The organism is Gemmiger gallinarum, assembly GCF_014982805.1.
Classification (GTDB): domain Bacteria; phylum Bacillota; class Clostridia; order Oscillospirales; family Ruminococcaceae; genus Gemmiger; species Gemmiger gallinarum.
In genome coordinates, this window is the sequence record NZ_JADCKC010000001.1 from 898,631 (window position 1) to 920,232 (window position 21,602).

The 21,602-nt window shown below is 60.4% G+C and carries 19 protein-coding genes; 10 read left to right on the forward strand and 9 right to left on the reverse strand.

Annotated features, from left to right (window positions below):
* Positions 1–112 precede the first annotated feature (112 nt).
* Positions 113–580, forward strand: a complete 468-nt coding sequence (locus INF35_RS04195) for a GNAT family N-acetyltransferase (protein ID WP_193500258.1) — start codon at positions 113–115, stop codon at positions 578–580.
* A gap of 82 nt (positions 581–662) precedes the next feature.
* On the opposite strand, the gene INF35_RS04200 is transcribed toward INF35_RS04195, so the two are convergent.
* Positions 663–1,829, reverse strand: a complete 1,167-nt coding sequence (locus INF35_RS04200; protein ID WP_193500259.1) for an FtsW/RodA/SpoVE family cell cycle protein — start codon at positions 1,827–1,829, stop codon at positions 663–665.
* 178 nt (positions 1,830–2,007) lie between these two features.
* On the opposite strand from INF35_RS04200, the gene tsaE reads away from it, so the two are divergent.
* The 5 genes from tsaE (at position 2,008) to INF35_RS04225 (ending at position 6,194) form a co-directional block, all read left to right on the forward strand.
* A complete protein-coding gene (gene tsaE, locus INF35_RS04205) occupies positions 2,008–2,427 on the forward strand; it encodes a tRNA (adenosine(37)-N6)-threonylcarbamoyltransferase complex ATPase subunit type 1 TsaE (protein WP_193500260.1) in 420 nt (139 codons plus the stop codon).
* Positions 2,428–2,459: 32 nt separating this feature from the next.
* On the forward strand, positions 2,460–3,167 hold the full coding sequence (gene tsaB, locus INF35_RS04210; protein ID WP_193500261.1) for a tRNA (adenosine(37)-N6)-threonylcarbamoyltransferase complex dimerization subunit type 1 TsaB: 708 nt from the start codon (positions 2,460–2,462) through the stop codon (positions 3,165–3,167).
* Positions 3,164–3,622, forward strand: coding sequence for a ribose 5-phosphate isomerase B (gene rpiB / locus INF35_RS04215; protein ID WP_328740366.1), 459 nt, complete (start codon positions 3,164–3,166; stop codon positions 3,620–3,622). The genes tsaB and rpiB overlap by 4 nt, the downstream gene beginning before the upstream one ends.
* Before the next feature lie 107 nt (positions 3,623–3,729).
* Entirely contained in the window at positions 3,730–4,359 is a 630-nt protein-coding gene (upp, locus tag INF35_RS04220; protein ID WP_193500262.1) for a uracil phosphoribosyltransferase, read from the forward strand.
* A gap of 617 nt (positions 4,360–4,976) precedes the next feature.
* Complete coding sequence (locus INF35_RS04225; protein WP_193500263.1) at positions 4,977–6,194, forward strand: iron-containing alcohol dehydrogenase; 1,218 nt, start codon at positions 4,977–4,979, stop codon at positions 6,192–6,194.
* 196 nt (positions 6,195–6,390) lie between these two features.
* Here the strand turns inward: INF35_RS04225 and INF35_RS04230 are convergent, their stop codons facing one another.
* The 4 genes from INF35_RS04230 to INF35_RS04245 form a co-directional block, all read right to left on the reverse strand.
* A complete protein-coding gene (locus INF35_RS04230; protein ID WP_193500264.1) occupies positions 6,391–6,768 on the reverse strand; it encodes an SdpI family protein in 378 nt (125 codons plus the stop codon).
* Between the two features lie 280 nt (positions 6,769–7,048).
* Positions 7,049–9,028: a fructose-1,6-bisphosphatase gene (locus tag INF35_RS04235; protein WP_193500265.1), complete on the reverse strand. Its 1,980-nt coding sequence runs from the start codon at positions 9,026–9,028 to the stop codon at positions 7,049–7,051.
* Between the two features lie 39 nt (positions 9,029–9,067).
* Positions 9,068–9,964, reverse strand: coding sequence for a DegV family protein (locus INF35_RS04240; RefSeq protein ID WP_193500266.1), 897 nt, complete (start codon positions 9,962–9,964; stop codon positions 9,068–9,070).
* A gap of 95 nt (positions 9,965–10,059) precedes the next feature.
* Complete coding sequence (locus tag INF35_RS04245) at positions 10,060–11,718, reverse strand: putative manganese-dependent inorganic diphosphatase (protein ID WP_193500533.1); 1,659 nt, start codon at positions 11,716–11,718, stop codon at positions 10,060–10,062.
* 249 nt (positions 11,719–11,967) lie between these two features.
* Between INF35_RS04245 and typA the strand changes: the two genes are divergently transcribed.
* From typA to INF35_RS04260, 3 genes are all read left to right on the forward strand, one after another.
* Complete coding sequence (gene typA, locus INF35_RS04250; RefSeq protein ID WP_193500267.1) at positions 11,968–13,797, forward strand: translational GTPase TypA; 1,830 nt, start codon at positions 11,968–11,970, stop codon at positions 13,795–13,797.
* Positions 13,798–13,946: 149 nt separating this feature from the next.
* Entirely contained in the window at positions 13,947–14,282 is a 336-nt protein-coding gene (locus INF35_RS04255; protein ID WP_193500268.1) for a PadR family transcriptional regulator, read from the forward strand.
* A gap of 3 nt (positions 14,283–14,285) precedes the next feature.
* The gene (locus INF35_RS04260) at positions 14,286–14,846 is read left to right on the forward strand and encodes a DUF1700 domain-containing protein (RefSeq protein WP_193500269.1); all 561 of its coding nucleotides are present in this window, start codon (positions 14,286–14,288) and stop codon (positions 14,844–14,846) included.
* Positions 14,847–14,916: 70 nt separating this feature from the next.
* On the opposite strand, the gene INF35_RS04265 is transcribed toward INF35_RS04260, so the two are convergent.
* The 4 genes from INF35_RS04265 to INF35_RS04280 form a co-directional block, all read right to left on the reverse strand.
* The gene (locus INF35_RS04265) at positions 14,917–16,758 is read right to left on the reverse strand and encodes an ABC transporter ATP-binding protein (protein WP_193500270.1); all 1,842 of its coding nucleotides are present in this window, start codon (positions 16,756–16,758) and stop codon (positions 14,917–14,919) included.
* Positions 16,736–18,487 carry an ABC transporter ATP-binding protein gene (locus INF35_RS04270; protein WP_193500271.1) on the reverse strand — a complete coding sequence of 584 codons (1,752 nt, stop codon included), beginning with the start codon at positions 18,485–18,487 and terminating at the stop codon, positions 16,736–16,738. The genes INF35_RS04265 and INF35_RS04270 overlap by 23 nt, the downstream gene beginning before the upstream one ends.
* A 10-nt stretch (positions 18,488–18,497) precedes the next feature.
* Positions 18,498–18,923, reverse strand: a complete 426-nt coding sequence (locus tag INF35_RS04275) for a MarR family winged helix-turn-helix transcriptional regulator (protein WP_193500272.1) — start codon at positions 18,921–18,923, stop codon at positions 18,498–18,500.
* 109 nt (positions 18,924–19,032) lie between these two features.
* Positions 19,033–20,550 (reverse strand): oligosaccharide flippase family protein, encoded by a 1,518-nt coding sequence (locus INF35_RS04280; RefSeq protein ID WP_193500273.1) that lies wholly within the window; start codon positions 20,548–20,550, stop codon positions 19,033–19,035.
* A 220-nt stretch (positions 20,551–20,770) separates the two neighbouring features.
* Between INF35_RS04280 and INF35_RS04285 the strand changes: the two genes are divergently transcribed.
* Complete coding sequence (locus INF35_RS04285; RefSeq protein WP_193500274.1) at positions 20,771–21,601, forward strand: purine-nucleoside phosphorylase; 831 nt, start codon at positions 20,771–20,773, stop codon at positions 21,599–21,601.
* Position 21,602: the final 1 nt, after the last annotated feature.

The window sequence follows — 21,602 nt, forward strand, 5'->3', positions numbered from 1 at the left end:
GGATTTCCTTTTCGGGTTGACGGCCGGTTCGTTTGGTGTTACCTTGGTTACATTCTGCCGCCCCGCCATGCACCGCGGTAAAACAATCGATACACCAGGAGGCCGATCTGCTTTGCGTCCGAACAATCTTTCCTTCCCTCTTTCCGGCATCGTCCTGCTCCCTGCCGACAGCGATGCCCTGCTGGCCGCCGCCCTGGCCGTGCGCCGGGCCGTTTTTACTGTGGAGCACGGCATCCCCCAGTCTGTAGAGCAAGACGACCTGGACCATCCCGGTGCAGACTGCGCACACTTTCTGGCGCGCCTCGGCGGCAGGGATGCGGCCGCGCTGCGGTGCATCTTTCCTGCCCCGGGGGTCGTCCGTCTGCAGCGGTTCTGTGTGCTGCCCGAACTGCGCGGCCTGGGCGTGGGCAAAGCCGTGCTGACGGAGCTGGAAAACCGCTATCGCCCTGCCATGCGCCGCGTGGAGCTGGACGCCAAATTCCGCGTAGAGGGTTTTTACAAAGCCTGCGGCTACCGCACCGTATCGGAGATCTTTCTGGAGGCGGGCGCAGAGCATGTGAAGATGGTCAAAGACCTGTAATTGATCCCATAACAGAAAATCCCCGGCATACCGTGTCCGTTTGGAGCCGTATGCCGGGGATACTTTTTACAGAAAATGAAATTCAATCCACATACTCTGCCAGACCGCGGGTTCTCCTGGTATGCAGCGAGACGCTGAGCACCAGACCGACGCACAGATACATCATGACCACACTGGACCCGCCTGCTGAGAAAAATGGCAGCGTGACGCCGATGACCGGCAGCACCTGCAGGTTCATGCCCAGATTGATGACACACTGCAGAAACAGCGCCGCAAAAATGCCCACGCAGATATAACGTCCCAGGGCATCGGTGCTGCGGTATGCGGTGCGCAGGGTGCGGGCCGCGATACCGAAAAGCAGAAGCAAAACCGCCGCCGCGCCCAGAAATCCCAGGGCGTTGGCCAGATAGCTGAAAATGAAATCGTTCCAGGCGTTGGGGACAAAGATATGTTCCCCGTTGAAAAGCCCCTGCCCTGTCAGTCCTCCGGTGCCGATGGCCATGGAACCCTTGTTCTGCTGGTAGGTAAAGTCGGCCAGGGCAGGGTCAGTAGGATCGAGCACCGCCAGAATGCGCTTGAACTGGTAGCCTTTCAGGATGTCGGGCTTGAGGACAAGCAGGGCGGTTCCTCCCGCCACGGCAGCCACTCCGGCGCCGGCAATGAGCCAGGCCGATAATCCGCCCGCGAACAGCATGACCGCGCCGATGCCCAGAAAGACAAGAGCCGTGCCGTCGTCGCCCTGAATGTGGATGGCCAGCACCGGCAGCAGGATATGCACCAGCAGTCCCAGAAGATTGAGGGGACGGTTGACTTTGCCCCTCACCCGTTCCAGATGCCAGGCCAGCGTCAGCACAAAGCTGATCTTGGCCAGCTCAGTGGGCTGAAAGGTCATACCGCCCACGCGGTACCAGCTGTAATTGGAAGTGCCGCCCGCATCGTAGCCGATGGTGAGAAATCCCGCCCGGAAATTGTGCAGAAACAGGGTGGGGATCACCAGCCCCCACGCCACAACGGCATGCAGCGGCCAGGCGCGGGCAAGAGTGCGGTAATCCACGGTGGAGGCAATGATGGCAAGCATGATCCCCAGAAGGCTGGCGATCAGCTGAACCGACGCCTTGTTGTTGGAGCCGCCCAGCTGGCTCTGCCCCACGCTGACCAGCACTACAATGCTGATGAGCGAGCAGATGCCGCACATAACCAGATACGGTACATCGGTTCTGGACGCATAACGGCGCATCAGACCAAACATGGCTCTTCCCCCTTTCTGCAATCTTCGGTTGGGTCTGACAACCCATTTTCATTATACTGTTTCATTCCGGCAGAGAAAAGCCGGGCACAAAAATTTTACAAAACTTCCGGGACGTTGTATAATAAAACGATTTAAGACGCCCGCATTTGGCATCGTCACACAAAGGAGTATGCGCCGTATGGAAGAATATATGACCCATTGCCGCCGCGAAACCGTGGAGCTGGGGCGCAAACTGGCCGCCCGCCTGGTGCCCGGCGCCCTGATTGCCTTTACCGGCGGGCTGGGCGCAGGCAAAACTGCCATGTGTCAGGGCATTGCCGAAGGACTGGGCTGCACCGATCCCGCCTCCAGCCCCACTTTTGCCATTGTGAACTATTACCGCGGGCCCCGGCCTTTTGCCCACTTCGATCTCTACCGCATCCACACCGAAACCGATCTGGCCGCCGCCGGTTTCTACGATTATCTGGACATGGGTGCCGTTGTGGCTGTGGAGTGGAGCGAGAACTGCGCCGACATCATCGCCCGGGAGCGTCCCGTCACCATCGACATCCAGCATCTGGGCGGGGACGACCGCCGCATTACCATCAACGGGCTGTAAGCGCCCGCCAATCCCTGACAGGAGGCAATCCCATGAATATTCTTGCCGTGGATACCGCCGGGCGCTCCGCATCGGTGGCACTTCTGCGCGACGATACCCTGCTGTATGAGACCGTCTGCAACTGCGGCCTGACCCACAGTGAGACCCTCATGCCCATGGTAGACGCCGCCCTCAAAACCGCCGGGCTGCGTCCCGAGAATATCGACCTTTACGCCGTCACGTCCGGTCCCGGCAGTTTCACCGGGCTGCGCATCGGGCTTTCCGCCGTCAAGGGGATGGCGCTGGTCCATCAGACCCCTTGCGCCGGAGTCTCCACCCTGGAGGCCCTGGCCCGCTGCCATGCCGGACAGGGCGTGGTTATCTGCGCCATGGACGCCCGCCGCGGCCAGGTCTACTGGGCAGCTTTCGATCTGGAAACCCACCAGCGTCTGACTCCGGACGATGCCGCCCCCGTGGAGGAAGCTGTTGATTTTGCCCGCCGCTGTAAAAAAAGCGTATTTTTTGTTGGCGACGGCGCTGCATTGTGCTACAATGTTTATGAGCAGGCTTTGCCCTGTGCCCCGGCGCTGAGCGTCGGACGGGCCGCAGGTGCCGGGCTTGCTGCGAGGGAAATGTGGAAAGACGGCCTCTGTGTACCCCCCGCCCGGCTGATGCCCAACTATCTGCGTTTGAGCCAGGCCGAGCGGGAGCGCGCCGAACGGGAGACCCAAAAAGACAAAAAAGGAGCCGATTTATTATGACAGCACCCATGAAGCCTGTCGCCCTTGGGGCGGATCACGCCGGTTTCGCACTGAAAGAGGCCCTGCGCCAGCATCTGGAGGAACAGGGCATTCCCTACCGCGACTTTGGTTCGTACGACGGTTCTCGCTGCGACTATCCCGACCGCGCCGTGCCTCCCTGTGAGGCTGTGGTCCGCGGCGAGTGCGATTTTGCCGTGCTGTGCTGCGGTACCGGTGTGGGCATGTCCATCTGTGCCAACAAGGTCAAGGGCATCCGCGCCTGCTGCTGCAGCGACAGCTTCAGCGCCGAGTATACCCGCCGCCACAATGACGCCAACGTCCTGTGCATGGGCGCCCGCGTTGTGGGCCCCGGTCTGGCCTGCCAGCTGCTGGACCTTTTCCTGGACGCTCCCTTTGAGGGCGGCCGCCATCAGGATCGCGTGGAAAAGATCACCGCGCTGGATGAGCGTCGCTGAGCGTTTTTCTTTGTATTCCGCCTGCGCGTGCAGGGACTGATATTTCGCGCCCTCCGCAGCCCATGGGCCGGCAGGCGCCAAACTTTACGATGTAAGGAGTCACCACTATGAGCGTTGTAGAGATCGTTGACCATCCCCTGATTCAGCACAAGATCAGCCTGATGCGGAACCGTCACACCGGCACCCGCGAGTTCCGTGATCTCGTCAGCGAGGTCGCCATGCTGCTTTGCTACGAAGCCACTCGTGATCTGCCCACCGAGGAAGTCGAGGTCGAGACCCCGATCTGCCTGGCACGCACCAAGGTTCTGGCCGGCCGCAAGCTGGCTCTGGTTCCCATTCTGCGCGCAGGCCTGGGCATGGTGGACGGCATGCTGAACCTGATCCCCGCTGCCAAGGTCGGCCACATCGGCCTGTACCGCAACGAGGAGACCCTGCAGCCTGTGGAGTACTACTGCAAGCTGCCCAAGGACATTGCCGAGCGCGAAGTCATTGTTCTGGACCCCATGCTGGCCACCGGCGGCAGCGCTTCCGATGCCATCACCCAGATCAAGAAGCACGGCGCCCGTCACATCAAGTTCATTGGCCTGATCGCCGCGCCGGAGGGCCTCAAGACGCTGCACGCCAACCACCCCGATGTGGACATCTACGTGGGCGCTCTGGATGAGAAGCTCAACGACAACGGCTACATCGTTCCCGGTCTGGGCGATGCCGGCGACCGAATCTTCGGCACCAAGTAATTACAGGGCTCTGCCTTTCCGGCGGGCACCGGGCAACCGGTGCCCGCTTTTTGCTGTCTTTTTCCCATACGGGACAGCGGTTTGCCCCTCTGCCTTTTCTCAAAAATTACTTTGTCCTCCGGCTGTGCAGAGAGTACACGCCGCGCAAACTCCGGAAACGGCCGGGACGCACACCGCTTGACTGTCATTTTCCCATTCCGCCAGACGGATGCTGAGAATCCGCCCCGGCATTTTTTTGCCGAGAAAGCCGCAAGGAACGAGTTTTTCTACTATTTATCGATGTTTTTATTATATCAAGCCATATCCCTGTCTCTTTGTCGGCCTCTTCTGCATGCTGCGACCACCGGCCCGTGCCGAATGCTCAACAGCCCGCAGCAGGCCGGCCCCGGCGCGGAGAATCTTCTTCCGTCATTTTGCTGTAAAAGGCACAGCTTTTTTTGGCATTTACCCTCCTTGACTTTCCCCTCCGGGAAGCCTATACTGACATTAGAAACATTTGACACTTTTTTGTCAAAGCCGTTTCTGTTTTACATTTTCAGGCGCGCCGCACGGGCTTTCCATACGGAGCGCTCCGAACGGCGGCATAATGATGCGCCTAAAGTCAGGAGGTTATTCCAATGGCCAGATTTACTCTCCCCCGGGATTTGTACCACGGCAAGGGCTCCCTTGAGACCCTGAAAACGCTGGAAGGCAAAAAGGCTGTCGTCTGTGTGGGCGGCGGTTCCATGAAACGCTTCGGATTTTTGGATCGTGCAGTGGCTTATCTGCAGGAAGCCGGCATGGAAGTCAAGATCATTGACGGCATCGAGCCGGACCCCTCCGTCGATACCGTGATGCGCGGCGCAGCCGTTATGCAGGAATTTGGTCCCGACTGGATCGTCGCCATGGGCGGCGGCTCCCCCATCGACGCGGCCAAGGCCATGTGGATCAAGTACGAATACCCCGACATCACCTTTGAGGATATGTGCAAGGTATTCGGCATTCCCAAGCTGCGCAAGAAGGCGCACTTCTGCGCCATTCCTTCCACTTCCGGCACTGCCACCGAGGTCACCGCATTCTCCATCATCACCGATTACAACAAGGGCATCAAGTATCCCATCGCCGACTTTGAGATCACCCCGGACATCGCCATCGTCGACCCCGACCTGGCCGAGACCATGCCCAAAAAGCTGGTGGCTCACACCGGTATGGATGCCATGACCCACGCCATTGAGGCTTACGTCTCCACTGCCAACTGCGATTACACCGACCCGCTGGCCATCTTCGCCATCCGCATGATCCAGAAAGACCTGATCGACTCCTACAACGGCGATATGGCAAAGCGCGATTCGATGCACAATGCACAGTGCCTGGCCGGCATGGCCTTCTCCAATGCACTGCTGGGTATCGTTCACTCCATGGCCCACAAGACCGGCGCTGCCTTCGCAGATTACGGTGCACACATCATCCACGGCGCAGCCAACGCCATGTACCTGCCCAAGGTCATCGCTTTCAATGCCAAGGACCCCGTTGCCAAACAGCGCTACGGCTTCATCGCCGACGAGATGAAACTGGGCGGTGCCAACGACGACGAAAAGGTCGCACTGCTCATCCAGCATCTGCGCGGCATGAACGATGCACTGAACATTCCTCACTGCATCCAGCATTACGGCGCCGACAGCTATCCCTGCGAGCAGGGCTTCGTCCCCGAGGAAGTTTTCCTGGAGCGTCTGCCTGAAATCGCCAAGAATGCCATCGGCGACGCCTGCACCGGCTCCAACCCCCGGCAGCCTTCGCAGGAAGAGATGGAGAAGCTGCTCAAGTGCTGCTACTACGACACTGAGGTGGACTTCTGATCCCATCCAATGACTGAATCGTCCCGCTGCAAGTTCCGGGACACGGCAAGCCCCCGCACCGCCTACCTTCCGACGGTGCGGGGGCTTTGCGTTTGCCTGTCTTTCCGGCACACAAAAAACGGTGCAGACCCCTGCCATCCCGGCAAAAGGCCTGCGCCGTCTGTTTTGCTGTTTCTATTGCATTGCGTGTTCTCTGTCAGCGCCGTCTGCCCCTGTCGTCAAAGGTCCGCTTCAGGGCCCGCTCCGTGGCTGCAATGATGCCGAACAGCGGGATCAGCTGCACACAGCAGATGACCGCCCCTGCCGTGCCTGTTACCTCTTCCCCCTGCCCCAGCACCGGCAGCAGCGCCAGTACCGACAGCGGCAGCATGACCAGCCCCCACCGGAGCATCAACCGTCCCGAATAATGGTGAGCAAAGGTCCAGGTGTCCTGGTTGCGCATGGAGCGGGGCGTCCGGTAACCAAACAGGCCGTTGATCTCCCGCGGGGCATGTCTGGCAAACGTCCCGCCGAATCCGATCATGATGAGCGGCACCAGCAGGTCGGTTGCCAGCATGAAACACCAGAATGCCATACGTTCTGCCTTTCTTTCCGTGCCCTTTGCAGGCCCCGGGGCTTTTCCGCCCGCCGGGGTCTCCCTCCCGGGGCCGAGAGTATTTTCAACAGACAAGCGTCAAAATGTGCAATACTCCCGCTGTCATGGGGCATTTTCGCGTCATTTTTAAGTACATTCCGTTATATCTTATCCAAAATATACTGTTTGTATCTCGCTTTTTGTGTTTTGCGGTGGTACGCGGCTTTTCCGGGTGATCCGAAAACAGAACATGCGGCATGGCCTGCACGGGGAAATCGGCTCACACCTGTTCCCGCAAAAGTCCTGCCTGATAAGCTTCCAGCAGGTGCTCCAGATCGCTGATGAGGGTCATCTTTTCGGTTCCTTCATCGGTGTCGCGGACCAGGATACGACGGGGCGCCGCATAAATCTGCTCGCTGCGGGAGGCAATGTCCTCATCTTCCCGGATGGCTTTCTCAGCGCTCTCAAAAGGCTGATGGGTGCGCAGCGTCAGGCCGCGGCTGTTGTACACCAGGGTGTAGCCCGCAATGCCCGTCCGGCTGTGGTAGGCCCGGCAGAATCCGCCGTCGATGACGATGATCTTGCCCCCGCCCTTCACCGGGCTTTCCCCTTCAATGGCCCGCACCGGCACATGGCCGTTGATGATATGACAGCCTTCCCCTTCCAGACCGAACTTCTCAAGAATTTTATCGGCAGTCTCGGGGTACTGGATATGGCGGTAGTAGGGATTTTTGACCTCGGCATGGGTGGCCGGGTCGCCGATGTAAAGGCGCTCAAAGGTGGTCATGGCGCTGCGGCCGAAAATCGGTGACAGGCGCCCGCACCACAGATACCACAAAAAATCCTGCCCGGCCTGACGCCGGGGGCTGTCCGGGGCGGCAAAATAGCCTTCCCGGGCACGGCGGTCGCAGTAATCAAACAATGCTTTGCCGGAATAGCTTTCGCCCTCAAAGGTCTCGGCGGCAAAGTCGCCGTCCTCGGTCATGGGAACCGCACCATGGAACAGCAGATTGCCGTTGAATACCTTATAGACCGCTCCCTTGGCATAGAGGAACTTGACCTGCCGCTGCAGGCGCTCGCTCTCCCGGAAGGAACGCACCAGCCCCTGCAGGACCTCCTCCTCCCGGTCGGTCAAACGGCTGGGGCAGGCCGGGTCCACCGTGGGAAACGCCGGGTCCAGCAGCGGGTAGACCTTGCCGCCGCAGCGCACCGTTCCCGCCGCGTAGTCGATCTGATTGAGATAGTCCCGGCTGGCACACTCAAAATCGGGATTGCGGGCAATGACCTGGGCTTCCAGTTTGAGCATGATGATGGTGACGGCCTTGTGCATCCGCGCTGTGCGGGCGATGGCCTCGGGGCCCGGCTTGGTGCGCGGATCAATATGAGGACGCCAGTGTTCCACATCGGTATCGGCATAGAGATGCTCCGCCAGATGCTCCAGCGGGCGCAGGTTGATACCGTAGCCGTTCTCCAGCGTGGCAAGATTGTTGTAGGCTACCGTCGTCTTGAGCACCGTGAAAATGCAGATGGGACTGCCTGCCGCTGCGCCCATCCAGACCACATCGTGGTTGCCCCACTGGATGTCCACGTCATGATGCTCGATCAGGCGGTCCAGAATCTGATCCGGCCGGGGGCCCCGGTCAAACAGGTCGCCCACAATATGCAGCCGGTCCACCGCCAGCCGCTTGATGACCTCGCAGAAGCGGATGATGTAGGCATCTGCCCGGTCATGGCGGATGATACTGTCGATGATCTGGCCGTAGTACAGGTCCTTGTCGTGATCCTCAAAGTGGGCGTGAAGCAGCTCGTCGATGATATGCCCGCAGTTGGCCGGAAGGCAGCGGCGAACATGGTCCCGTGTATGTTTGCTGGACACAAACCGGCACAGCTCAATCAGCCACAGGAGATTTCTGCGGTACCAGGCATCCAGATCAGACTGTTTTGCCTTGAGTTCGGGCAGCTTCTGGTTGGGATAGTAGACAAGCGTGGCCAGCTCGGCACGCTCGGTATCGGGCACGTCCTCTCCCAACACAGTGTCGATCTTTTCGCGGATGACTCCCGACGCGCTGTTGAGGATGTGAATGAACGCCTCGTTCTCGCCGTGAAGGTCGCTCATAAAATGTTCGGTGCCTTTGGGCAGCCGAAGCAATGCTTCCAGATTGATGATCTCACTGGATGCCGCTGCAATGGTAGGGTATTTTTCCGCAAGCACACGCAGGTATCGAAGCTGTTCCGGCGTGGGTGCTGTGACATCGGGCATGAACGGACCTCCTGCAATTAATTTGATGAATCCTCCGGCTCAGTCCAGCGGCGGCGGAGTGGTGCGCAGCAGCTGGATGCCTGCTCCCAACAGATTCGGCCCCAGATGAACCGCCAGGGTGGCGCTCAGGCTGCCGTGGATGATCTGATGATAACCCGGCATCCGCTTTTTGAGCTGTTCCTCCAGGCGGCGGCCTTCCTCGGGCACACCGCCGTCGCAGACGACCAGGTTAAAGGCAGGCGTCACCGGGGCATCGGCACGGATCTTTTCCACCAAGTCCAGCAGCTTGGCCTGCACTGCATTGCGGCCGCGCACCTTGGCTGCCGTGGTGATGACCCCCTCCCTGTCAAACATCAGAATAGGCTTGATCTGCAAAAGGGCACCCGCCACCGCCGTAGCCCGGCCGATCCGTCCGCCCCGGCGCAGATATTCCAGCGTATCCAGAGAGAACAGCGCGGTGGTATCCTCGATGAGCTGGGCCGTGAGTTTTTTCAGAGGCTCAAACTCCATGCCGGCCACGGCATACTGCGCCACCTGTACAGCCTGAATGCCCACACCGATACTGGCGCTCTTAGTGTCGAACACGGCAATGTCCAGGTCGGTGCGCTCTTTGGCGATGAGGCGCAGCTGATTGGCTGTGCCCGAAAGCGCTCCCGCCAACGGCAGAACGATCACCTGGGTATATCCCGCCCGAGCAATGGCATCCAGGGTAGCGTCGATATCTGCACGCATGGGCAGGCTGGTCTTGAAGGTTTCGTCGGGCTGGCGGCGGTAGACTTCCTCCACCGTAATGTCGATCCCGTCGCGGTACTCCTGCCCGCCGCAGCTGATGACCAGTGGCAGTCGAAAAATGGGATACTTCTTGAAATATTGTTGCGGCAGGTCACAGTTGGAGTCCGTCAATACGGCGATTTTTCCCGGCTGTGTCATGGTCATTCGGCTCCTCTCCTGTTCCCGCAGGGACGGGAACGCATTCCTGATTCAGTTTTTGCTGTTTTGGCAGGGATGGCAAACATCCCCCGGCGATTGTCTTACATCGTCAGCTCCTGCATGGCAGCCATGAGCGGCGGGATCAGCTGTTTTTTGCGGCTGACCACGCCGGGCAGCACCGCCTTGCCGTTTTCCGGCTCCACGTGGAAGGCCGCACGCACGATTTTTTCGGCATCGTGGCCGGTAAACATGAGATCGGTGCTCTGTTTCTGCACATCGGTAAACATATAGAATACCATGGGCAGCGCATGATGACCCGCGGCCTCGGGCAGGTAGGGCCCCACCAGAGCCTCCGCCGCCGAGCGGGATTTTTCAGTCATATAGCTGCTCTGGCCCACGCCAAACTTGACATCGCCCCGGCTGAACACCTTGAAATCGGAAACAAAGACTTCCTCTGCCGTCTTGCCGGTCAGGTCGCCGCCCGCCTCAAACATCTGCTCGGCATAGGACTGGATGTCCTCTCCGGCAATGCGGGCCAGGGCATTGGCTGCCTGCTCATCCTGAGGGGTAGAGGTGGGCGAACGGAACATCAGCGTATCGGACAGAATGGCCGACAGCAAAAGTCCCGCAATCTTCTTGGGGATATCCACCTCGTTTTCCAGGTACATCTGGAAAACGATGGTGGCGGTACAGCCCACCGGCACATTGCGGAAATACACCGGCGCCGTGGTCTCCAGCGTGCCGATGCGGTGATGGTCGATGATCTCCAGGATCTCCGCCTGGGCCAGTCCGTCCACCGCCTGGGTCTTTTCGTTGTGGTCCACCAGAATGATCTGCTTGCGGTGCAGGTTCAGCAGGTTCCGGCGGGAGACCACGCCGCAGTACTTGCCGTTTTTGTCCAGAATGGGGAAATACCGGTGGCGCACGCTGGCCATGACCCGGCGGGCATCCTCGATGGGGGTATCCACGCTGAACTTGAGCAGATCCTTCACCCGCATGAAATGCCGCACCGGGGCCGACTGGCTGACCAGGCGGGCGGCGGCATAAATATCGTAGGGAGTGATGATGATGCTGCATCCCTTCTCCCTCGCCAGCGTCTCAATGGTGCGGGGCGCCGCCTTGCCGTTACAGATGACGATACAGCCGGCGTCGCACTCAATGGCGCAGAGCTGGGTGTCGTACCGGTTGGAGACCAGAACCAGATCGCCGGGCTTGAGCTGTTCCTCCATGACATCGGGGCTGCCGCCGATGTAAATGTTGCCGCCCACCTCGGCGTCGGGGTCACCCACGACCATCTCACCATCCAAGGTGGCCAAAACATTGCGGTAGCTGGTATGCGCATCCGCCAGCACGCCGGTATCCATCAGGTCCATGTTGGCGTTGGCAATGTCCTTGACTGTGATGAGGCCCAGAAGCTCGTCCTCCGCATCGGTAACACAGAGGGTATCGATCTCGGTATCCCGCATCATGCTCCACGCCGCCTTGACGCTGAGCTCCCGGTCAATGCCCGGCTGACGGCGGATGTCGATATCCTTGATCTGCGGGCTGACATCGGTGCACAGACGCGGCGGCTCCACATCGAAATGCTTGAGCACGAATTCGGTTTCCCGGTTGAGCTGACCGGCACGGCGGGGCTCACAGGCCATCTCGCTGGCCTGGTTTTTCAGATAAGCATAGGCAATGGCAGAGCAGATCGAGTCGGTATCGGGATTGACATGGCCGATCACGTTGACCTTGCGCCACACATTGGCGGCAGGCATTTTCTGCATAGGAAAACTTCCCTCCCTGTAAAAACAGTGTACAGCACTATTTATTGCGCTTTGCCGCATTCCCGCGGCATACAGGCGATTATTTCTGTATACTTTATTATAACATGGAAAAACTCCTTTTGCGATTCTTGACAAGGCTTACATGCTGACGTAAAATTATGCTGTATACTTATCTACGGCAGTGTGCCGTATCCGGGCACCAACGAGGAAATAGAAAGTGTAAAGAGGTATCGCACAGTTATGGTAAGAGAAAATCTTCGCAACATTGCCATCATCGCGCACGTTGACCATGGCAAGACTACCCTGGTCGACCAGATGCTGAAGCAGTCCGGTGCGTTCCGTGCCAACCAGCAGGTTGCCGAGCGTGTCATGGACTCCGGCGACATCGAGCGTGAGCGCGGCATCACCATCCTGGCCAAAAACTGCTCCTGCGTTTACAACGATGTCAAGATCAATATTGTCGACACCCCCGGCCACGCCGACTTCGGCGGTGAGGTCGAGCGTGTTCTCAAAATGGTCAACGGTGTTCTGCTGCTGGTCGACGCGGCTGAGGGCTGCATGCCTCAGACCCGTTTCGTCCTGCAGAAAGCTCTGCAGCAGAACCTGTCCCTGGTCATCGCCGTCAACAAGATCGATCGTCCCGACGCCCGCATCAAGGAAGTCATCGACGAGATCCTGGAACTGCTGATGGATCTGGGTGCTACCGACGAGCAGCTGGACAGCCCCATGGTCTTCTGCTCCGGCCGCAACGGCACCGCCAGCTACGACTGGACCCATCCGGAGGAAGGCACCGACCTCAAGCCCCTGTTCGATACCATTCTGAAATATGTTACCCCGCCCGAGGGCGAACCTGACGAACCCATGCAGATGCTGGTCTCCAGTGTGGACTACAACGAGTTCGTCGGCCGCATGGGTGTGGGCCGTGTGCAGAACGGCGTCATCAAGGTCGGCCAGAACGTTCAGGTCTGCGACTGGCACAACCCCGATGTCCGCCTGACCGGCCGCATCACCAAGCTGTTCGACTTCAAGGCCAACGGCCGCGAGCCCATCGAGCAGGCTGAGGCCGGCGATATCGTCGCCTTTGCCGGTCTGCCCGACATCACCATCGGCAACACCATCTGCGACCCCGCCAAGGTTCAGCCCCTGCCCTTCGTCAAGATCAACGACCCCACCGTGGAGATGACCTTCTCGGTCAACGACAGTCCCTTTGCCGGCAAGGAGGGCAAGTATGTCACCTCCCGCCAGATCCGTGACCGTCTGTTCCGCGAACTGCTGAAGGACGTAGCCCTCAAGGTGGAGGATTCCGCCACCACCGACTCCTTCCGCGTTATGGGCCGCGGTGAGATGCATCTGTCCATCCTCATCGAGACCATGCGCCGGGAAGGCTACGAGCTGCAGGTCTCCCCTCCCCATGTCCTGACCCATGAGGAGGACGGCAAGACCATGGAACCTATGGAGCGCGTGGTCATCGACGTGCCTGAGATGTATCAGGGCGCCGTCATGACGGCTCTGGGTGCCCGCAAGGCCCTGCTGGTCAACATGCAGCTCATGAACAGCCGCACCCGTCTGGAATTCCGCATGCCCAGCCGCGGCCTGTTCGGCTACCGCAGCCAGTTCCTCACCGATACCCACGGTGAAGGCGTCATGAACACCATCTTCGACGGCTACGACGAGTGGCAGGGTGAGATCGCCACCCGTTCCAGCGGCTCCCTCATCAGCTTCGATACCGGCACCGCCGTCACCTACGGTCTGTTCAACGCCCAGCAGCGCGGCACCCTTCTCGTCGTCCCCGGTGAGAAGGTCTACGAGGGCGAGGTCGTGGGTTACACCCCCACCGGCGAGGACATCACCGTCAACGTCTGCAAGACCAAGCACCTGACCAACACCCGCGCTTCCGGCAGCGACGACGCCCTGCGTCTGACCCCTGTCTCCAAGCTGAGCCTGGAAGCCTGCCTGGAGTTCCTGGCTCCCGACGAACTGCTGGAGGTCACTCCCGAGAACCTGCGTATCCGCAAGCGCATTCTCGACCATGACCTGCGCATGAAAGCCACCAGCAAGAAGAACAAATAAGAGCATTGGCTCTTTCTCCCCTGCACCTGCCCGGTGCGGGGGATTTTTTTATCCATGCACGGGCGGGAGGGGATTGACAGGCACAGTACTGTGTAGTACGATGTATATAGCTTAGCAAAGTACATCTGTTGATACAGGGAGGGCTTGCCATGAATCTGGAAGATTGGCGCAGTCAGATCCGGCGGGGCACGCTGGAATACTGCATTCTGTTGATTTTGCACTGCGGCCCCTGCTACGGATACGGCATTTTGCAGCGCCTGGGTCAATCCGCCGTCACCACCGCCACCGAGAGCACCGTCTATCCCCTGCTGCGGCGGCTGCAGAAAGACGGATATCTCTCCGCCAGCTGGCAGGATTCCGCCGAAGGGCTGCCGCCCCGCAAATACTACGCCCTGACTCCCGCCGGGGAGGAATATCTGCAGGCCATGAATGCCGACTGGGACAGTCTGCTGAAAATGGTGGCTCTGCTGAAAGAGGAGGAATAAACTATGGAGAATGTGCTGGAACAGTATCTGAACACCGTTGACCGCAAGCTTCGTCCCTTGCCGACTTCCGAGAGGGTGGACATTGTCAAGGAGATCAAGAGCACCATGCAGGAGATGGAGGCGGAGGGCCTGACGCCGGATGCCATCACAAAACGGCTGGGCGCTCCCGACCAGCTGGCCCGGGCCTACCTGTCCGACCTGCTGACCAGGCCGCAGCGCAGCGGATGGCAGAAGCTGCTGACCGTGCTGGCCTTTTACAGTGTGGTGGGACTGAGCGGCATGTTTGTCATCCCCATTCTGGGCATCTGTGCACCGGCGTTTTTCCTCTGCGGGGTGGCGGTCCCGCTGGCCGGCCTGGCGAACTGTCTGTTCCGGTATCTGCTGGGTGTCCAGGTTCCCTGCCTCACGGTGCAGCTGGGGCCCTACACACCCCCGCCGCTGCTGGGCTTTGCCTGCACACTGGTGGCAGGCGGGCTGCTGTTTCTGCTGGGCCGCGCCTGCTGGTGGCTGCTGGTGCGCTACCTGAAGGCAGTGGGAACCACCAAAAGCAGTCTGTCCGTGTAAGTCCGGTTGGATACAAAAAAGGCAGGACCTGTCCGTTGGGGCAGGCCCTGCCTTTTGCTGTATTGCGTTGTCAGGACAGCTCAAACATACCGTTGTAGAGCTGGTAATACTCGCCTTTCTGGGCGAGGAGTTCCTCGTGGCCGCCGCGCTCGACGATCTGGCCGTGCTCCAACACCATAATAGCGTCGGCGTTGCGCACAGTGGACAGCCGGTGGGCAATAACAAAGACGGTACGGCCCTCCATCAGCTGATCCATGCCCTTCTCAATGAGGGCTTCGGTGCGGGTATCGATGGAGGAAGTCGCCTCGTCCAGAATCAGCACCGGCGGATCGGCCACCGCCGCCCGTGCAATGGCCAGCAGCTGGCGCTGGCCCTGGCTCAGGCTGGCGCCGTCCGAAGTGATGCGGGTCTGATACCCCTGGGGCAAACGGCGGATGAAGGAATCGGCGTTGGCGATCTTTGCCGCCCGGACCACCTCCTCATGGGTGGCATCCAATTTGCCGAAGCGGATATTTTCCTCGATGGTACCGGTGAACAGGTGGGTATCCTGCAGGACGATGCCCAGGCTCCGGCGCAGCGAGTCCTTCTCGATCTCCCGAACGTCGATGCCGTCGTAGGTGACGCTGCCGTCATCAATGTCGTAAAACCGGTTGATAAGGTTGGTGATGGTGGTCTTGCCCGCACCGGTGGAGCCCACAAAGGCAATTTTCTGGCCCGGTTTGGCGTAGAGGCTGACATGCTTAAGGATAGTGTGGTCCTTGTCATAGCCGAAGCTCACATCATGGAACCGCACGTCCCCCCGCAACGGCTCCAGAGTGCCGTCCGGCTTCTGCCAGGCCCAGCGCCCGGTCTTTTCCTCGCAGGCGATAAGGGCGCCGTTTTCCTCCCGCACATTGACCAGGCGGATGTTGCCCTCGTCCACCTCAGGCTTCAGGCTCATGGCCTCAAAGATGCGCTCGGCGCCGGCCATGGCCGCCAGCAGGAAATTGCTCTGCTGGGTAAACTGGTTGATGGGCATGGCCGCCTGCCGGACAAACACCAGATAGCTGGCCAGGCTGCCGATATCGGTCATGCCGTTGAGGGCCATAATGCCGCCCAGAACGGCTACCAGTGCGTAGTTGATGTAGGAGATGCTGACCACCGCAGGGACCATGGTGGCGGCATAGCTCTGGGCACCGGTGCCGGCCACCCGCAGGGATTCGTTCTTCTCCCGGAAAACGCGCTCGTTTTCCACCTCATGGTTGAAAACCTTGACGACCTTCTGGCCGGTGACCATCTCTTCGATGTAGCCGTCCAGATCGCCAAGACTGGCCTGCTGGCGGGTATAGTAGGATTTGCTGCGGCGTCCGCTGTACCGGATGTACAGGAACATGGCCGCATAGCCCACCACCACCAGCAGCGACAGCTGCCAGTTGAGCACAAACAGCATGATGAGGGTGCCGGTCATCTGGATGAAGCTCTGGATGACCATGGCAAAGCTGTTGTTGAGGGCGTCCGCCACCGTGTCCACATCGTTGGTGAAATAGCTCATGGTGTCGCCATGGCGCTGGGTATCAAAAAAGCGCAGGGGCAGGGTCTGGATATGCGCAAACAGATCCCGGCGGATATCATAGAGGACCTTCTGGGCAGCGTGGACCATGGTCTGCGTGTAGCCGAATGCAGCCAGCACGCCCACCCCGTAGATGGCGGCCGTCACCGCCACGCCGCGGACAAGGGCTGCCCCATCTCCCGCTCCCACGCTGTTGACCACGGGGCGGATCATGTAGGTGCCCAGCAGGTTGCCCAGGGCGCTGATGGTGACCAGTACGGCGACGATCAGAAACAAAAACTTGTGCCGGCCCATATAGGACAGCAGGGTTTTCAGCGTAAAGCCAAGGTTTTTGGGGCGCTTACCCGATAGAGCTCTGGCCATGTTCACCGCCTCCTTTCATCTGGGATGCATAGATTTCCTGGTAAATGGGATCGCTTTGGAGCAGCTGGGCGTGGGTCCCTGCCGAGTGGATGCGGCCGTCGTCCAGCACAATGATCTTGTCGGTATCCATGACCGAAGTGATGCGCTGGGCAATGATGATCTTGGTCATACCGGTCATCTTGGCCAGGGCTCCGCGGATGCGGGCCTCGGTGGCGGTATCCACCGCGCTGGTGGAGTCGTCAAAAATCATGATCTTGGGCTTTTTCAGCAGGGTGCGCGCAATGCAGAGACGCTGCTTCTGTCCGCCCGAAACGTTGACGCCCCCCTGTCCCAGATCGCTGTCCAGTCCGCCGGGCATCCGTTCCAGAAACTCGTCGGCGCAGGCGGCGCGGCAGGCAGTCCAGAGCGTTTCGTCGTCGGCATCGGGATCACCCCAGCGGAGGTTCTCCCGCACCGTGCCCGAAAACAGCACGTTTTTCTGCAGCACAATGCCCACGGCATCCCGCAGGGTAACCAGGTCGTACTCCCGCACATCCCGGCCTCCCACCAGGACCTGGCCTTCGGTGGCGTCGTACAGGCGGGGGATCAGCTGCACCAGCGTGGTCTTGGCCGAGCCGGTGCCGCCCAGAATGCCCACCGTCTGGCCAGAGGCAATATCCAGGTCAATGCCGGACAGGGCATACTCCCGGGCATCGGGATGATACTTAAAGGAGACGCCCCGGAAGGAGATACTGCCGTCCTTGACTTCCGTGACGGCATGGGCGGGGGATGTGAGCTCCACCTGCTCGTCCAGCACCTCCGCCACACGGTGGGCACTGGCCAGGGAGCGGGTCATGAGAAGAAAGACGTTGGAGATCATCATCAGTGAATTCATGACCTGCAGCACATAGCTCAAAAAGCCGGTGAGCTTGCCCACTTCCAGCTCGCCCCGCAGGATCATGCCGCCGCCGAACCACAGGATCATGACGGCGGCCGCATACATGGTGAACTGGAACGCCGGCAGATTGAGCACCGCTGTGCGGAAGGTATCCTGGCTGACATCCATGAGTTCATGGTTGACCTCCCGGAACTTGTCCTCCTCGTACTCTCCGCGGACAAAGGCCTTGACGGCGCGGATGGCGGTAAGGCATTCCTGCACCACATTGTTCAGATGATCCATTGCCACCTGCAGCCGGCCATACATCGGCGCGATCCGGCGCAGAATGCAGACCAGCACCACTGCCAGCACCGGCGTACAGACCAGAAACACCAGGGCCAGCCTGGCGTTCATCCAGAAGGAAAGCCCCACCCCCATGACCAGCATGACGGGGCCGCGGACCATGGGACGGAAGCCGCCGTTGATGGCGTTCTGCAGCACCGTCACATCGGTGGTCATGCGGGTGACCAGAGACGAAGTCTCAAAATGGTCCAGATTGCCGAACGCGTATTTCTGGACCTTGGCATACTCCGCCTCCCGGATACGGGCCCCCAGGCCATAGGACGCCCGGGCCGCATAGCGCGCATAGAGCAGGCCGGTCAGCAGAGAGAGCAGCGCACAAACGGCCATCTGCACCCCTTTTTGAAGAATAATGCCCACATCCCCCGACGCTACGCCCACATCAATGATGTCGGACATCAGCACCGGTATGATGAGTTCAAAGGATGTCTCGATCACAACCAGCGCAGCCCCCAGCCACAGATCCCGGCGGTAGGGGCCCAGATACCCAAACAGACGTTTCAAATCCTTCATGTTACCATCCTCACTCCCGCGGTTTCCTCAAATTGTGATGGGCCCGTGTCAGATATTCGGCAAACTTTTTCTGCTCCTCTGCGGAAAACCCCTCCAGCATCCGCTGTTCCAGCTCGTCACAACAGCCTTCCCAGCTCCGGGCGGCGGCTTTTCCCTTATCGGTCAGCTCCACCACACCGGTACGCCGGTCGCAGCGGTCGGCTGTCCGGCGGATAAAGCCGCCCTTTTCCAGAGAATCCAGCATCCGGCACACTGCCGCGGGGTCGATCTCAAAATAATCGGCCAGGCATTTCTGACTGCAGCAGCCGTGCTGGTCCAGATAAGCAATCAATTTGGGCTGCCCGGTGCCCAGCCCCAGTGCCGCACCTTTCGGCCGCAGAAAGGACCGCTGGGCATGAAACGCCCGGTACAAAAGCAGATGGAAAGTCTGTTCCACATCTGTCCCTCCATTCTTGATACATCAATCATTGATATATCAATCATTAATTCCATTATAACCCGGCCCTTACCATTGTCAACTGTTGGGGCCGGGTTTCACTGTAACATCATATTCGGGTCCGGCGCATCCGGGCAGGCAGAAGGGCATCCAGGCCGCCCCAGCAGAAGCTCAGGGCCAGATATCCCCCGCAGACCACCCCCGCCGCTCCGGCCAGTTTCAGCAGCTCCGATCCGGGCAGCAGGCACAGCGCGCCCAGCCCCAGCCCGGTGCAGAGAAGTCCGAACAGGGCAGGACGAACGAACCAGCTCCACCAGCCGGGCCGCATCCGTGCGCGGCGCAGCATACGCCGGGTATTCAGGGCAAAGGTCAGCAGGTTGGACGCTGCCATGATGCCCAGAAACGCCCAGATGCCGTACCGGGGCAAAAGCACCACAATGCCCAGAATGCGCAGAGCCGAGTCCAGCAGCGAATAGCGGAAGGTGGCAAGCTGTTCCCCCAGTCCTTTCAGGATACCGTCCACCATGCTTTCCAGATACATAAAGGGCGCCACCAGCCCCAGAACCCGGATATACTCCCCCACCTGTACATCCCCGTAAAGCAGCACCGCCGCCTCCTTGCCAAACAGCACAAAGCAGCAGCCCGCCAGCGCCGAGAACAGCCCTGCCATCCGCATGGTGCCGTCGATGAGCCGGGCCGTTGCTGCGGTATCCCTCCGGGCGTTGGCCCGGGCGATTTCCGGCATAAGCAGGCTGGACAGCGCCGACAAAATGGAGAACGGGAAAAACAGCAGCGGAATGGCCATGCCCTTGATGGCGCCGTACTGGGAGACAGCCTGGGTACGGTCCCCCAGGTAAAGGGTCAGGCAGAGAGGGATGAGGCTGCTCTCTGCCGCCTGAAGAACACTGGCCAGAATTCTGCTGCCCTCCACCGGCAGCAGGATTCCCGCCAGTTCCCGCCGGGTGTAAGGCCGCTGCCCGTCCCCGGCATCGGAGCGGAAAGCCGGGTCCTTCCCCGCAAAGCCCGCCATCACCGCGCAGGACACCGCCTCGCTGACGGTGTTGCCCACCAGCACCGCCGCACAGGCATACTCCGCCCCCCAGACAGCCGTCCGGCGCAGGGCCAGCCAGACAACACCCATCCGCACCAGCTGTTCAATGAGCTGGGCTACCGCGTTGGGCTCCACCCGCCGCCGGGCAAGGAAGCATCCCCGCAGGGCTCCCGCCACCGCCATAACAGGCAGGCTGGGCGCCAGGATCTTCAGGCTCAGCGCTCCCCGCACGTCGTGCAGCACATACCGGGCCAGAGGCTCCGCCAGTATCAGCTGGGCTCCCATGGCCGCAAACCCAAGCGCCCCCGCCGTGACCACCAGCCCGGACACGGTGCGTGCCATGCTGCGGCCCCGGGCAAGGCTCTGGGCGGCCAGCCGGGTGGAGGCCACATTCATGCCGGAGGATGCCAGCGAGACAAACACCATGTACACCGACAGGATCAGCTGATACAGGCCCATGCCCTCGCTGCCGATGCTGGACGCCACAAACACCCGGAAGGCCATGCCCAGCACCCGCAGCACCAGCCCGGACACGGTTAAGATCGCCGCATTTTTCAGGTAGACCCGGATCTGCATCTCTTACCGCCTCCCCCAGATGCCTTTGTGCCCACGGCCCTTTGTCATTCAGGCCACTGTATGCAGAGCGCCTCCCACGTATGCCTTGCCGCTCTGCATACCGGTATGGTAAAATGATGTCAGCTAGCGCCTCCGCTCGGGTATGGGTTTGCCCAAGACCGGGAGGCGGACCGTTTTCCACCATTCCACATCATTCTACAGAGAACCGAGGTAACAATCCATGCAGCAAAGCATTTCCTGTACGGTGGCCGAGGCCGCCGATTTTCTCCGCGCCCGTCTGCCCGCCACCCCCGACCTGGCCCTGGTGCTGGGCTCCGGTTTGGGTGAGCTGGCCGATGAGATCGAGTCCCCCGTCTGCATTCCCTACGGGGAGATCCCTCATTTTCCGGTATCCACCGCTCCCGGCCATGCGGGGCGCTTTGTCTGCGGCAGACTGAACGGCCGTCTGGTCCTGTGCATGCAGGGACGTTTTCACTATTATGAAGGCCACGACATGGCGGCCATTGCCCTGCCGGTGCGGGTGCTCAAAGCGCTGGGCTGCAAGGCGCTCATCCTGACCAATGCGGCGGGCGGCGTCAACTGGGATTTCTCGGTGGGAGATTTCATGCTCATCACCGACCACATCAACTTTATGGGTGCCAACCCGCTGCGTGGTGCCAACGATGACGCCATCGGCCCCCGCTTCTGCGATATGACCCAGGTGTACACCCCCGCCTTCCAGGAGGCTGCCCGCCGGGTGGCCGCACAGCAGGGCATCGCCTTGCGGGAGGGCGTCTATCTGGGCTACATGGGCCCCAGCTTTGAGACCCCCGCCGAGATCCGGGCCTTCCGCACCCTGGGCGCCGACGCCGTGGGCATGAGCACCGTGCCCGAGGCCATCGCCGCCTCCCACTGCGGCCTGCCGGTGCTGGGGGTCAGCCTCATCACCAACATGGCGGCGGGCATGGCGGGCAAGCGCCTGTCCGGCGACGAGGTCATCGAGATCGCCAACCAGCGCGGCCCTATCTTCCGCCGGTTCATCCGCACCGTGGCAGGCGAGCTGCCGCTGTGAC